This is a genomic window from Caldithrix sp. (assembly GCF_056497305.1).
The window spans coordinates 1-14,524 of sequence record NZ_JBSMDE010000173.1; the positions used below are offsets into that span (position 1 = coordinate 1).

Annotated in this window: 13 protein-coding genes and 1 pseudogene; 8 read left to right on the forward strand and 6 right to left on the reverse strand. The window is 45.6% G+C overall.

Annotated features, from left to right (window positions below; translation table 11 throughout):
- From ACWB0I_RS14365 to ACWB0I_RS14375, 3 genes and pseudogenes are all read left to right on the forward strand, one after another.
- Positions 1-704: pseudogene (locus ACWB0I_RS14365) on the forward strand (hypothetical protein); the annotation flags it as partial.
- Positions 704-1,078 carry a hypothetical protein gene (locus tag ACWB0I_RS14370; protein ID WP_479388761.1) on the forward strand — a complete coding sequence of 125 codons (375 nt, stop codon included), beginning with the start codon at positions 704-706 and terminating at the stop codon, positions 1,076-1,078. The pseudogene ACWB0I_RS14365 and the gene ACWB0I_RS14370, both read left to right, overlap by 1 nt.
- A 2-nt stretch (positions 1,079-1,080) precedes the next feature.
- The gene (locus tag ACWB0I_RS14375) at positions 1,081-1,236 is read left to right on the forward strand and encodes a hypothetical protein (RefSeq protein ID WP_479388762.1); all 156 of its coding nucleotides are present in this window, start codon (positions 1,081-1,083) and stop codon (positions 1,234-1,236) included.
- A gap of 36 nt (positions 1,237-1,272) precedes the next feature.
- Here ACWB0I_RS14375 and ACWB0I_RS14380 read toward each other — a convergent pair whose 3' ends face one another.
- Positions 1,273-1,440, reverse strand: a complete 168-nt coding sequence (locus tag ACWB0I_RS14380; RefSeq protein ID WP_479388763.1) for a GxxExxY protein — start codon at positions 1,438-1,440, stop codon at positions 1,273-1,275.
- Positions 1,441-1,614: 174 nt separating this feature from the next.
- A complete protein-coding gene (gene radA / locus ACWB0I_RS14385) occupies positions 1,615-2,955 on the reverse strand; it encodes a DNA repair protein RadA (protein ID WP_479388764.1) in 1,341 nt (446 codons plus the stop codon).
- A 265-nt stretch (positions 2,956-3,220) separates the two neighbouring features.
- On the opposite strand from radA, the gene ACWB0I_RS14390 reads away from it, so the two are divergent.
- Complete coding sequence (locus tag ACWB0I_RS14390; RefSeq protein ID WP_479388765.1) at positions 3,221-3,979, forward strand: TIGR00266 family protein; 759 nt, start codon at positions 3,221-3,223, stop codon at positions 3,977-3,979.
- A gap of 410 nt (positions 3,980-4,389) precedes the next feature.
- On the opposite strand, the gene ACWB0I_RS14395 is transcribed toward ACWB0I_RS14390, so the two are convergent.
- From ACWB0I_RS14395 to ACWB0I_RS14405, 3 genes are all read right to left on the reverse strand, one after another.
- On the reverse strand, positions 4,390-4,971 hold the full coding sequence (locus ACWB0I_RS14395; protein ID WP_479388766.1) for an energy transducer TonB: 582 nt from the start codon (positions 4,969-4,971) through the stop codon (positions 4,390-4,392).
- Positions 4,972-5,038: 67 nt separating this feature from the next.
- A complete protein-coding gene (locus ACWB0I_RS14400) occupies positions 5,039-5,743 on the reverse strand; it encodes a glycerophosphodiester phosphodiesterase (RefSeq protein ID WP_479388767.1) in 705 nt (234 codons plus the stop codon).
- Position 5,744: 1 nt separating this feature from the next.
- Positions 5,745-6,377, reverse strand: a complete 633-nt coding sequence (locus ACWB0I_RS14405; RefSeq protein WP_479388768.1) for a CDP-alcohol phosphatidyltransferase family protein — start codon at positions 6,375-6,377, stop codon at positions 5,745-5,747.
- A gap of 739 nt (positions 6,378-7,116) precedes the next feature.
- On the opposite strand from ACWB0I_RS14405, the gene ACWB0I_RS14410 reads away from it, so the two are divergent.
- The 4 genes from ACWB0I_RS14410 (at position 7,117) to tsaA (ending at position 13,630) form a co-directional block, all read left to right on the forward strand.
- Positions 7,117-10,062, forward strand: a complete 2,946-nt coding sequence (locus ACWB0I_RS14410) for a hybrid sensor histidine kinase/response regulator (protein WP_479388769.1) — start codon at positions 7,117-7,119, stop codon at positions 10,060-10,062.
- 13 nt (positions 10,063-10,075) lie between these two features.
- The gene (locus ACWB0I_RS14415; protein ID WP_479388770.1) at positions 10,076-11,938 is read left to right on the forward strand and encodes an ASKHA domain-containing protein; all 1,863 of its coding nucleotides are present in this window, start codon (positions 10,076-10,078) and stop codon (positions 11,936-11,938) included.
- Between the two features lie 182 nt (positions 11,939-12,120).
- The gene (locus tag ACWB0I_RS14420; RefSeq protein WP_479388771.1) at positions 12,121-13,149 is read left to right on the forward strand and encodes an alpha/beta fold hydrolase; all 1,029 of its coding nucleotides are present in this window, start codon (positions 12,121-12,123) and stop codon (positions 13,147-13,149) included.
- Positions 13,142-13,630: a tRNA (N6-threonylcarbamoyladenosine(37)-N6)-methyltransferase TrmO gene (gene tsaA, locus ACWB0I_RS14425; RefSeq protein WP_479388772.1), complete on the forward strand. Its 489-nt coding sequence runs from the start codon at positions 13,142-13,144 to the stop codon at positions 13,628-13,630. The genes ACWB0I_RS14420 and tsaA overlap by 8 nt, the downstream gene beginning before the upstream one ends.
- Positions 13,631-13,671: 41 nt before the next feature.
- On the opposite strand, the gene ACWB0I_RS14430 is transcribed toward tsaA, so the two are convergent.
- A complete protein-coding gene (locus ACWB0I_RS14430; RefSeq protein WP_479388773.1) occupies positions 13,672-14,115 on the reverse strand; it encodes a BrxA/BrxB family bacilliredoxin in 444 nt (147 codons plus the stop codon).
- Between the last annotated feature and the right edge of the window lie 409 nt (positions 14,116-14,524).

The following is a 14,524-nucleotide window of genomic DNA, read 5'->3' on the forward strand; positions in this document are numbered from 1 at the left end:
CCGAAGCGCGCAAACAAATTGAGGATGAATTCGAAAGACGAAAACAGGCTCTGGAAACCGAACGCCAAAAGCGATTAGAACACGCTAAAACACAGAGGGCTAAAGATTTAATCAACAAACAATACGATCAAAAAGAAGCGCAGTTGGAGAAAGAAAAAGAACGCAGGATGGCCGAAGCTGCCAAAAAAGGATTTGCTATTCAGCAGGCTATGGCCATAAGCGAAACAATTATAAATACCGCGCAAGCGGTGATGAAAGCATGGGCCGAAGCCGGTCCGGTTGCAGGTCCGATTTTATCAGGTATTATAACAGCCTTAGGAGCGGCAAAAATAGCCTTAATTAAATCGCAAAAACCGCCTGCATTTGCCGAAGGCGGATTGTTTGAGGGGGAAGGCTCAGGCACGGACGATAGGAACCTGATCCGAATTAGTAACCGCGAATTCATCGTTAATAATAAAATGACCGAAAAGCATTTAACACTTTTAGAGGCCGTCAATACCGATCGCGTGCGCTATGTCGATTTTGGGGCGGTTGTTAAGCAGCTCCAGGAGGTGAATTTACGGTTAGTGCGAGTTGAGCAAGCTTCGCTGAATATTTCGGAGCGGCCGATTAAAATCGACGAGGTATCTGCAAAGATCCCGAAATACGAAACAAAGGCCATTGTAGAGGTTGGTTCATACAACCAGGAAAGGCTTAAGTTGTAATGAAGGCAATTTTACAATATTCTACAGATGGGGCCAATTACACCGATATCGGTGAATTAAGATCGGATGAAAAGGACTACAAATTAAAGCCCGTTACCGAAATGAATGAAGACGGAAATCCAGAAATATTGGGTTATCAGGTTGAGTGCCGGACCATTCTGTTAGAAAAAGACGATACCTTTTTAAATCAAACTTCCTGTTATTTCCGTTTGCAATTCGATGACGGTAAAGTCATTAATTTGGGTACTCATTCCTTTAGCGTTAATCATGATTTAATGCTCAATAAAACCGGAATTGAAGAAATAGAAATCGTTCTCAACTTTTTCATTGAAAAATCGGATTATCAAAATTATGTAACACCAGTGGAGGTTTAACCATGCAAGATAAAATTCAAAGCGCTATTCAAAAATTAGAAAAATTTATCGACGAAGTAGGGTTAACCAGGGAAAGAAAGTTGCATCTTCGGGAGATAGTTAGCGATCTCAAAAAGGTAAAAAAACAACTCAAAAAAACATCAAAACCTATCAAGTAAATTTGAAAAAATATTAGTAAATTATCTCAGTTTTGGTTAATTTTTATCGCGGTTTGGTAATAAGGGTAATGGCTTTTGTTTTTCAGTAAAAAAACCTATAAATAAACATTTTTCATAGGCACTTTTCAATAAGCCAGGACCTAAGGCTTGGTGTACATTAAAAGCTGCATCTAATATTAAACTGGAAATTTCATTTTCTGTCATATTAGACGCTCCTTGATTGCATAAATTAACATTCTTTCTTTTAAATTTTATATTTAACCGCAACGAGTTGAATCGTAGCGCTCTTAGCGGTTTAGAATAACCGCAACGGCCGCAACGAATTTAATAGTAACCTGCAATAAATTTTTAGGCCTCCGCTAAATTTTTAACAAACATCTATTTTATTAAATCCTGCAATTTGCGAAGTTTTTCAATCCGGCAGTTCAGATTTAAATGAATTTTCTGTTTGGAAGCGGGAGCTACCACGCGCTTGAACCCCAATTTATCAGCCTCACGAATGCGTTCCACGATTTGATTAACCGGACGTAATTCGGCATTGAGGCCTACTTCGCCGATGTAAACGGCTTCGCGAGGGAGCGGAGCCTCTTCCATGGAAGAAACCAGCGCCATGCAAATGCCCAGATCCGCGGCCGGATCGGTCAAGCGGATGCCGCCGGCTGTCTTGATAAACACATCGTAAAAGCTGAAGGGTTTACCGCACTTCTTTTCCAGCACGGCCAGCAGTAAATTCATCCTGCGGTGATCGATGCCTACGGCGGTGCGTTGCGGTACGCCGAATTGCGTTTTACTGACCAGGGCCTGTACTTCAATCAAAACCGGGCGATTGCCTTCCATGATGGCCACCACGGCTGTGCCCATGCGGTCTTCCACATCCAGATTTAAAAACAGTTCGGAAGGGTTGTCCACCGGAATCAGCCCGTGACTCTCCATGCGGAACAGGGCGATTTCGTTGACCGGACCGTAGCGATTCTTGACACTGCGCAGAATGCGGAAATCGGCTTTATTATCGCCCTCAAAGTAAAGCACCGTGTCTACCAGATGTTCCAGCACCTTGGGCCCGGCCAATCCGCCATCTTTAGTCACATGGCCAATAATGAACAGAGCAATATTCAATTCCTTGGCCAGGCGTACCAGACTGGCGGTGGTGTAGCGCAACTGGCTGATATTGCCGGGCAGTCCATCGATATTTTCGCTGAGCATGGTCTGGATGGAATCGATGACGGCCACAGCCGGTAATTCTTTTCGTAAGGTCTGTTCAATCTGCTCAATGTTTGTAACGTTAGAAAAGAACACATTGCGCCCGCTGATTTTAAGACGATGAGCGCGGTTCTGAATCTGGTGCAGGGATTCTTCACCGGAGATGAACACCTTTTTCTTGCGACTCTGGTAAGTGTCTAACATCTGTAACAGTAACGTTGATTTACCAATGCCCGGATCGCCGCCGACCAGTGTGACCGAACCCAACACGTTGCCGCCGCCCAGTACATGATCCAGCTCACTTATGCCTGTGGAAAGCCTGTGTTCCGGCTCCATCTCGGTATCCATTAAGGGCAGCAATTCGGCCTGCGCAGTTCCAGAACCGGCTTTTTTAGTGGTTGCCGGAAAAAATTCTTCCATGGTGTTCCAGCTATTGCATTGCGGACAGCGCCCCAACCAGCCTTCGGAACGGTAACCGCAGGCGCTACACACATAATACGGCTTGTTTTTTTTGGCCATTAAAAATCCATCTTATTGATTCACAATGGCAATTTAACCGCTGGAATCAAAAAAGACAAAATTTTAGAAATGATTTTGATTTGATTGCCAAAAATTTTAGATTACCTGAGAGCGTTCTATCAAAAAGGATTGGGCCTTTCGATTCCCTGATTTTTGCGGCCAGGAACTTTCACAGTTCCAATGAGTTCGGCCTAATGATTTTTGGGGGAATCGGAAAAACAAGGCTTCTTGCCTTACACGTCAATTAATAAAAAAGGAGATAAAAATGGCGGATGTGATCGACTATCGTATTGTAGGCGACGATATGCAGATCGTAGAGATCGAATTGGACCCCGGAGAAGGGGTGCGTGCCGAAGCCGGCGCCATGTTGTTTATGGAAGATGGCATTGAGATGCAAACCGGTACAGGAGGCGGCCTGTTCAAGGGCTTTAAACGCATGATTACCGGCGAGAGTTTTTTCATTACCACCTTCTTGCATCGGGGGGCGGGCAAGGGACACGTCAGTTTCGCGGCGCCCTATCCCGGTAAAATCATTCCTGTCGATTTGAGGCAATTTGGCGGAAGCATTCTTTGCCAGAAAGATGCCTTTTTGTGTGCGGCTGCCGGCATCGAAATTGAAGTGGCTTTTACCAAACGTTTGGGGGCCGGGTTGTTCGGCGGCGAAGGTTTTATTTTGCAGGAATTACGCGGCGATGGCATGGCCTTCGTCCATGCCGGTGGAACGGTGATTGAAAAAAATCTATCTGTCGGAGAGCGCTTGCGCGTAGATACCGGTTGTCTGGTAGCCCTGGCCCCAACAGTGGATTATGATATTCAATTTGTCGGAGGATTCAAAAACGCCCTGTTTGGGGGCGAAGGCTTATTCTTAGCCGTGCTCAGAGGCCCGGGCAAAGTGTATTTGCAAAGCCTTCCTTTTTCCAGGCTGGCCGATCGCATTTACGCTGCGGCCCGTTTCCAGCAAAAAGGAGAGCGAAAGGGCCTTGGGGGCTTTGGCGTCCTGGGCGACCTGATCAGTGGAGACTAAGGGCTCTGTTTAGAATGCTTCCTTCAGAAGATGTAATGAAATAGCCTGCGAAAATTTTTGTGCCGTGTGGTGGAGTGAAACTGTTGAATTGTTGATTTGTTGAATGGTTGAATGAGCATTGGGCTGACATTCGGAATTCCCATTGATCGTGAATGGGGCCATGAAAGAAAATCTTCAACACAGGTGGTAAGCCTTCCCCCTCTCCCAGACTTTGATTCTGGGAGAGGGGGACCGAGGGGGGGAGGGCAAACCTTCTCTGCCTGTCCCCGAGGATCGAGTTTTCCGCTTCATTCCAACCGGCCGTAGGACGGGCGCCCTTTGCGGTTTTTTACTGGTTACGGCTGCGCTGACTTGGAAATTTTCTTTCTGAAAATAGCTTTAGAGCGTGGAAAAGTCGATTTGCAGGAAAGCTATTTAAACTGGTACACTTTGGTAATCCAGTACTCCACCCGATTCTCATTCAACTGGATCACTTCCCAGCGCGATTTATGAATAGCTTCCAGAACGCGTTGTACGACCAGGGGATTGCCGGTTGAATTTAAGAGCACTCTGGATTGTTTGACGTTGCCGTTTTTGTCAATCAGCAGTTTCATTACAACCCGGCCTTTTATTTTTAAATCGTCCACCCTGGGCAGGGCTTCCACGATCTGGCGCGGCATGTAGGGCAGGGCGTCTTCCGTTAAAGGGAGATCACCATTAAAGGGGCTTTGCACGGTGACCTGATCGGCCGCTTCAATGGGAATCTCTTCAAGTATGTCGATCTCTTCGCCGGCTACCGGAATGACCGGTTTAGCGGGCGGGGGCGCCGCTCTTCGTTTTTGTACCGTTCTTGGTATTTGTACCACCTTTATGTTTTGAATTTTCATGGCCGGCAAAGTTCTGGGCAAACGTTTAAATTGTGGAAACATCCAGAATAAGAGGACGATCAGGAGCAAAACCAGCACAAAACTGATCTGTAACTGTTTGACGTAGTTTAAGTTTCTTGGGGTCATGCTTTTTTCATCTTTTAGACCTGAATTAGAATCTAACGCTACAATTGTTCAAAAGGTTTGAAATCGGTCATTTGATTAAAATATCGGTAATAATCCCGTTAAAACCGTGATCGAGCATCTGTTTTAAAACCGGTTCCTTTTTAATCGTCCACACGTAAACTTCCTTTCTGAGACGTTGCGAAATTTCCAGAAAATGGGCATTGATCAAATGGTAATGGGGATGCCAGGCATCGGCTTTGATGATTTTATCAATATAGCGATGGACAATGGAAAAGTTGCGGAAGAGATAACCGGTGCGTATTTCCGGAAACTCTTTTTTAACGACGCGCAAAAAATTGGGACTAAAAGAAGACAACCAGACCTGATTTTCGACTTTGAATTTTTTGATTTCTGAAACAATAGCACGGATCAAATTGGAATTGTCAGACAGAAAATTTTTTACATCCAGATTGATGGGCACAGTATTCTTAAAGTGATCTAAAAATTGAGAAAGGGTGCAGATTCTGTCGTCGTACTGATAGGGGCGATGATTAAATTCCAGTTGCAGCAGTTCATTGAGCGGCGTTTTGCGAATGGTCTTCAGAACCCGGAAATGCCTCCAGAGCAGGAAATCGTGAAATAAAACGATTTCGCCTGTACCGCACATGCGAATATCTACCTCCAGCGCCGAGGCCCCGTTTTCCAGGGCCAGTTCACAGGCCTTGATGGTGTTTTCGGGCGCCAGTCTTTGGGCGCCACGATGCGCAATGATTAATGGGGATTGACCATCCATTTTAAACAAATTTAAAGTTAAGTGTTAAAACGATTACTATAGTTGTCAACAATAGTAAAATGAACCAGTAAAGGATTTTCTGCCACCCTTTTTTAAACAGTAAATTTTGTCCTAAGATAGCGTAAGAGACACCGGAGATAAAAATAGTTCCGTAGCTCAGCACAATACCGATTTTCGCCACAGCGGGCAACCAGCCCGATAAATACAAGAGTCCCGTAAAGGCAATCACCGTGGTATTGAGCTTGCCCCAAAAATTGGCCGGTGTAGGATGCCCTGTCCTTTGGGCGGTAATCCAGCCAACAATAACGATCATGACATCGCGATAAATTAAATAAATAGCTAAAGGGAGTGGAAAGCTGCGGTACAGGACCAGTAAAATAAGACCAAGACCTAAACCAATTTTATCGGCCAGTGGGTCCAGTATTTTCCCTAAATCCGTTACTTGATTCAATTTGCGGCTAAAGTAACCATCTAAAAAATCGGTACAGGCTGCAATTAAGGCCAGAACAAAGACCAGCGTCTGGATCGATGGCTTTTGATAAGGCATTAACAGGGCAATAGGGATGATTAAGATGAGACGCAGCAGACTAAGCACATTGGGCAGATAGAAAAATTCCTTTGTTTTGATCTCCATAGACGAACCTTCTGCTAAGAATTTTACGAATATGCAAAATAATTGAAAATCAAAACAGAGGCAAAAATATTTGTAGGTTCCGTAAATTGTGAATTTTAGCGTTATTCCAATGAATCCCGAGAAACGGGGCTTCGAATGATTTAAAAGATTGCGCAGCATTTTCCCGACACAAATGGAACATCAATTGAAATGATACCTGGTGAGGGCCTGTACGGGACTGTCATTTCAAATCCCGCCTTAGCGGGATGAGAAATTTTTTCCTCTCTGAACGTCGCATTCGCTCTGAGCCTCGGTCGAAATGATTAAAGCGCAGGCTCCCCCGATTTCCAGAAATAACTGCCCATTCAAGGCGTGTAGTCACAGGATATTCATATCCCGCTGGCGGCAAAAAAATTATCGCCCTGACCTACCTATTTTTTTGCAACTCATGTACTCAAATTCCGGAAGAACCAAAATCGTTTGCTACACCCGCAGGCAATAAACCTGCCCCTAATGACAGTTAGCAGGCCTGAATCCTGCGTCTACGCGCAGTAAAATAGGCGCTGGCGGCCGATGAATCCCTTATGGTCGCAAAAAGTTTAATTAGATATTAGTTAAAGAAATGCTTATATTTACACAAAAAATGACGAGGAAGTTAAAATACAGCAACTTTATTAATATTGAAACGAAGGAACGTTTTAACATTGCCGTATGAAAGTTTATTTAATCATAAATCTTTTAAATCCAGGGACGGGCGGATATGGAAATTAAGTCTGTAGAAATGACCGGATTTAAAGGAACAGCGCCCTCTGCCAGATTCGATTTTGAAACATTCCAATTTTCCCCTCATCAAATCCCGTTTAATCATTTTCCGTTATTTTTTTACAAGGCGGTTTTTGGTATTTTATTTGGTTTTTCGGAAGAACAAAAAAAGAAATTCAGAATTGCGGACAATTCGGTAAAAACATTTACCGGGCTGGTGCACCTGAAAATGGATAATAGCGAATTCCTGGTGGAACGGGATTTTGAAACAAACTTTGTGGCCTGGGTTCGCTTGCAGACCGAAAAAATAAAAACCATTTATCAGGGTAAGGACATCATCAGCAATGGTTCCCACAAACGCTATCTTAAAACGTTCAAAAATCAAATTCCCGATCTGATTCTTTCCTTAAATAAGGCCTGTAAAAAAATTAATGCCCTGCAAAATCAATTTACGTCTAATAATCGTTTGGGCAATCAGGATCAACTGCAGGAGCGGCCTGCCAATGTCTATGCCTTTTCTGCTGCACACCAGGAGTCCCAGCCACCAAAAGCGAATATCCTGCCCGAAGATCATCCCTATCTGTTCTATGAAATTTTTAATAAGGCTCGGGATGCCATTATGCTCTGGAGAATAAACCCGGATCTTACGCCTGGTACCTGTATCGAAGCCAATCGGGCCGCCTGCGCATTGACCGGCTATTCACTGGAAGAGCTCCGGCAAAAGAGTTTTCTGGATTTAAAACCGGACTTTGAAAAAGATCGCATCCAGGGCCTGTTCCAGACATTGCTTGAAAAAGGGCATTTAAAGATCGAAACCGTCAATGAAACCAAGGAGGGTAAAATCATTGACGTTGAGATTAATGCCCATACCTTTACTCTGGCTTCACAACCCGTTATTCTTTCGCTAACAAGAGATATTAGCGAAAGAAAATATTTCGAAAAGGAACTTCTTAAATCCACAACCCGATACAAAGCTCTGTTTGAAAATGCCAGCGATGCGGTTTTCCTTTTGGAAGATAAACAGATAATCGACTGCAATAAAAGCGCAATCAGGCTGTTAAATCTTACCAGGAAGAAAATGATTGGTAAGGCTTTTGATCAATTCTGTACGAAAATTGAAACGATCGTTTCGTCTAAAAAACAGGCTGCTTCCTTTAGCCAGATTATGATCCAGGCCCAACAAGGTCAAAAAACCCGCTTTTATTGCTGTATTGCCCGAAGCGATGGGAAAATTCTGGAAGCCGAGGGCCGTGCCGAATTATTACGTCTGGAAGGCAAAAAGATTGTTCAGTTAATCGTCACCGATTTAACCGAGATCAAAAAAACGCAACGCGCGCTTTTAGAAAAAAATCTGCAGTATCAGAATTTTATTAAAAATTCCCTGGTGGGCATCTGGCAACTGGAATTTCCTCAGCCGATTCCGGTGGACCTGCCTGTCGAGGAGATTGCCCGCAAGATTCTTTATGAAGGAAGATTCGTAGAAGTCAATGATACTTTAGTGCAAATGTACCATAAACAGAAGGCCAGCGATATCATCGGGCAAGCGCCGGCAGCCTTTAGCGTTGACCATGAAGCCAGCATCAAAACTCTGTCGCGTTTTGTGCAGAATAATTTCCGCATGGATTTGCATGAGAACGTGGAAAAGATCAATGAAGAGGAACAAAAATATTTTACGAATTCCTATTTTGGTTACGTAGAAGATGGGAAATTACAATGGATGTGGGGTCTGCAAATTGACATTTCGCAACAAAAAGAACTGGAGGAACAGTTTTTGCATTCGCAAAAGATGGAAGCCATAGGTATGCTGGCCGGCGGCATCGCTCATGATTTCAACAATATCCTGACGGTCATCAATGGCTACGCCGATATGTTAACGCGGCGCATGAAAGCCGATGATCCTCTGTTCAAATACATCGGTCAAATCAGACAGGCCGGCGAGCGCGCTTCCAATCTGACCTCTCAACTCCTCTCATTCAGCAGGCGCCAGGTTTTTCAAACCCAGGTGATCGATTTGAATGCTTTGATTAGCGGGATGATCTCCATGATTCAACGCATTATTGGAGAACACATCGAAGTCATTACGCGACTTTCGGCAGACCTTTTTCCTATCCAATTCGATGCCAGCAAAATTGAACAAATTATCCTGAACATGGCCGTGAATGCCAAAGACGCCATGCCACGCGGCGGAAAGCTCTTTATTGAAACCAAAAATGTGGTGCTCGACGCGCAATATTGCGCCAGGAATCCAGAAGTACGGGAAGGCGAATATGCGCTGCTGACCATCGGAGATACCGGCATGGGGATGGACGAACATATTTTGAAGCACATCTTTGAACCCTTTTTTACAACCAAGGAAAAAGGCGTGGGCACAGGCCTGGGATTGGCCACGGTCTATGGTATCGTCAAGCAGGCCAAAGGACACATCACGGTTCGCAGTCAGGTGGGGCAGGGCACAACGTTTTCCATCTACTTTCCCAAAGCTTCTACCAGCACAGCAATTATTGAAGAAACAGAAGATGATGATGTTTTATTAATGGAAGAACTCAAAGGAGATGAAACCATTTTAGTTGTAGAAGACGACCCCACAGTCAGACAGGTGATTGTTGAAACCCTTTACAATTATGGTTATCGTGTGCTGGAAGCCATGGACGGGCAGGAGGCGCAGGAGATTTTTGCCCTGAGCGCCGATCAAATCGATTTAATTGTTTCTGATATTGTGATGCCCAGAGTGAACGGCGTCGAATTTCATTTACAGATTTTAAAGAGAAACCCGGATGTCAAATTCATCTTTATCTCCGGATATTCGGATAACGAAATTCTAAGAGAAGCGGAATTAAATAGTGTGGAATTTATTCAAAAACCTTTTAAATTAAACGAGTTGGTTCAGCGCGTCCGAAAAGTCTTGAATCGAAGCCAACATGCTAAAAGACAGAAAATGAATTGAAAATCTGTAAGTAATGTCAACTTCCTCTAAAATAGTTTCCATTAAAATTCTGCCGGAAAGTGTAGAACTGCTCATCCCGCAAAACAGCTCTTTGACTGAATCGTTCATAAGCGCCGGCCTGGATTTACAATTACCCTGTGGTGGCGCTGGTACCTGTGGCAAGTGTAAAATCCAGTTCATCAAGGGCGCACCGCCGCCAAATCTACAGGAAGAGGTGCTGCTCAGCCGCCAGGAACTGCAAGACGGCATTCGGCTGGCATGTTTACAAAAGGCTACTGCTGACTGCGAAATCCTCATTCCCCAGGCCTTACGTCTCAAAACCCGACTTCCAAAAAACCGGTTAAAGCACCAAGAAATCCGGTTTAAGCCCCTGGTTCAAAAAGTGCTGATTCATGTACCGGTAAAAGAGATTGAACAGGCGCGCAGCGAGACCGATCTAATCCTGGAGAAACTGCGGCATTCGGTACAGGCGGATCTTTTCATCCATGATGCCAATCTGTTTAAAAAAATCTCTGCAGCGCTCAGAGAGCAGGATGGCCGACTCACTGTAACGATTTTTAACGCCCAGATTTTAGACCTGGAACCCGGCGATACCAGAACCCAAAATTATGGGCTGGTCATCGACCTGGGAACGACCACCATCAGTGTGTTGTTGCTCGATCTATCAACCGGTCAAACCATTGATTATGCGGTCCTGCCCAATCCTCAGGCTGCGCACGGCGCCGATCTGATTTCACGCATCCAGTTTGCTTCGGGCTCTGCACAGCATAGCGAAAAGCTAAAAAATGCAGTCCAGCAAAAATTAACAGAACTGATCGAGCAACTGTGCCTGCAACATCAACTTCTGCCTTCCAATATCTATCTGCTGCTGGTGGCGGGCAATACCATCATGAGCCATCTTTTCTGGGGCATTTCACCCAAATTTGTAGGCCTGTTTCCTTTTAAACCGGTCGTTTCCGCAATGGTAAGGCAATTTAATGCTAAACTCTACCCGGGGCGATTTACCATTCCCGTGGCCCTCAGCCTGCCGCTTATTGGTGGGTTTGTCGGCGGGGACGTAGTGGCGGATATGATCACCGCCGGCCTGGCAAACGACGCGCAGCGGCAAAAGGTACTGTTGATTGATATTGGTACCAATTGCGAGGTGGTTTTAAAACATGGCCGGCAGATGGTTGCCACATCGGCGCCAGCCGGACCGGCGCTGGAAGGCGCTAACATTGAACAAGGCATGCGGGCCGTTGCCGGGGCGCTGATCGATCTGCATCGAGATGGCCAGACCATGCGCTGGCAGACCATCGACCAGGTTGCGCCGCAGGGAATTTGCGGCAGTGGACTGTTCCATATCATTCATTATCTAAAACAAAAACGCGTCATATCCGAAGAGGGACAGATTGCGCTCCAGCATCCCGATGAGTTCTGGAACAGGCGCATTGTTTTGAAAAATCGGCAGGCTCAAAAGATTTTACTGGTGTCCAAACAGGAAGGCGCAAGCCGGGACATCTATTTAAGTCAAAAGGACATCCGCCAGTTCCAGCTGGCCAATGCGGCCATTAGCACAGCCTGGTGTCTTCTGTGTAAAACCCTGCAGATCGAACCGGCAGAAATCGATAAGGTGGTCATTGCCGGCGCTTTTGGCAATTTCATCCGGCCCTTGAGCATGACGGCCCTGGGGACTATTCCGGCGCTGAAAATCGATCGGGTGCAATTCATCGGCAATGGCTCTCTGGAGGGCCTCAGGGAAATTGCGCTCAACAAACAACTGTTCGATCGGCTAACGCATTTGAGCAATCAGGTGCGCTTTGTGGAATTGGCTTCCGATCCGCAATTTCAGGAGGTGTTTGTGGAGCATCTGAAATTGAGAAGCAGAAAAGGTTAGTCGCTTCAGGCGGTGGCGCAAATTGAATATCTGGTAGGACAAACGAATTTTTACCTGCAATAGAAGCGGAATGATCCATTTTGTTGCAATGCAGAGCAAATATTTTTTAAAGAAGAAAACAGGCTTCATCGGCCATTTTTGATGAGGCCGAAGGCAAAGTACCATTTTACAAAAGGGGAGAGATGAAAAGACGATTTTTGATCAGTATTCTGGTAACTTTTCTGGTTCTGGCTCAGCTCTGGGCCGGGGAACAGCGTTTTGCCTATCTGGGGGATTTTACCCTGGAAAATGGGCAGAGCATTAAACAATGTAGAATAGGCTACCGCACGTTTGGACAGTTGAACGCCCAAAAAGATAACGCCATTTTGTTCCCGACCTGGTTTGGAGGAAGCAGCGAACACTTGTCTAAATTGATCGGTCCAAAGGGTTTAATTGATAGCAGTGGATTTTACATCATTGCCGTGGATGCTTTGGGTAACGGTATTTCTTCGTCCCCGTCCAACAGCGAGGAACAACCTGGAAATGCCTTTCCGGTTTTTTCGATAGCCGATATGGTGCGGGCCCAATACCTGCTGTTGACCGAGCATCTAAACATATCGCACCTGTATGCCGTAATCGGCGGCTCCATGGGTGGAATGCAAACCTTCGAGTGGATGGTGCGCTATCCGGAGTTTATGGACAAAGCCATTCCTTATGTAGGCACTCCGCAATTTTCGTCGTACGATTTTCTTTTATGGCGCCAGGCTTTAAACATCTTGAACATAGGCTGGCGCTACCACGTGCCAGCGGATTCGATCCGCGGCTTATTAAACACCCTGATTGCTTTGCATGTGCGCACCCCACAGTGGATCGTTGAGCAATGGAGTGTGAACAAGGCAAAAGAACAACTACAATCGTTTTTTGCACCGGAACCCAAAGTCTTTACCAATCAAAATTTTGCGGCCCAGATTAAAGCCATGCTGCAACACGATGTGAGCAGACCTTATGGCGGAGATTTGCGTAAAGCCGCAAATAGAGTAAAAGCCAAAACTTTAATCATAGTCGTTAAAACCGATCACATGGTCAATCCCTTCAAAGCACTGGAGTTTGCTGATTTATTGGGCTGCCAGAAGGTCGTTCTGGATGATCCTTGCGGACATCTGGGAATTGGTTGTAATTTACAAAAGGTGGCTAAGATCATTCGTCAGTTTCTGGAAAAGAGTGATGAGTAAAAACAAAAAAATTTGCTACGAACCGATTGGTTTTGTGCGCAGCCAGCACACAGATCCTTCCAAAATACCGGTTCAACCCATCTACGCCGACGGGGTTAGAGGTTATGTGGAGATAAAAGAGGAACTGGTCGAAGGATTGATGTTTTTAGAGGATTTTTCACACATCTTTTTAATTGTGCACATGCATCTGAAAAAAGAGAAAAAATTAAAGGTGGTTCCCTTTTTTCACAACCGTGAAAAAGGTATTTTCGCCACCCGTTCTCCTGCCCGACCCAATCCCATCGGTTTAAGCCTGGTGCGCCTGGAAAAGATCGAAGGGAATAAAATTTGGGTGAACGACCTCGATCTGATTGACGGTACGCCGGTGCTGGACATTAAACCGTTTACCAGAGAATTGGATAGTCGGCCCCGAGCGCGGGACGGCTGGATTGAACAGATCGATCCGCAGGAGGCCAGAAAAAAAGGTCGGCGTCAGGTTTAAAAAAACATCGGGCGCGGTGAACGCGCCCGATGTTCTGGCGATTAAGAACAGTACGAATCAAAAACGCTGCGTAAGGTGTTCGCTATGGCTTCCGGGGATTGTCCCTCAATTTGATGTCTGGGCATAAAATAAACCAGCTGACCGTCCACAAACAGGGCCATGGAAGGCGAGGAGGCCGGGTATTGTGTGATCTTTTCACGCACTTTTGCTACAGCCTCCAGATCGACGCCGGCAAAGCACGTACCCACTCGATCGGGTAGATTGACATGGTTCATCACCAACCGAATGGCGGGCCTGGCGCTGCCTGCGGAGCATCCGCAAACAGAGTTAATAAAGACAAAGGTGCTGCCTGGCCGATTGAGTTGTTCATCGATTTCCTGCGCGGTACGCCACTCCACCAGTCCGGCATCGATCACCTCCTGACGCATGGGGCGGATCATCTCCTCTGGATAGCGGGAGCTTCGCATTATATTGAGTTGTGACATGGTTTTCCTCCGTTTATTAAATTGTGTTTGGTCGCGTTTTTTAAAGGTTCGAATTCCGTCGGCAACGATTGCCAATCGAGTTCCATTTCCTTGTCGCTGCCAACCAGATAGCCTGTTGCAAAACGCTAATCATTGCCTGTTGAATAATGAAAAACGACACGCTTTTGTGGGATATTCCCCGACTCTGAGATTACTTTCTTTGAAAAGGTTAAGTTCTCTTTGTGCTTTTTGTGGATTCCTGGTGTTCTTTGAGGTTGATGAGCGGTTGCGGATACGTTACCCCGGCCGATCAACTTTACACAGTTTAACCGGTTTTCGGGGAGAACTCTCCACTGGCGAGACCTGAATCTCCCCTGCACCGGAGGGGACTAAGGGGTGGGGCAAAATCTTTCAAGCCGATTAATACCTT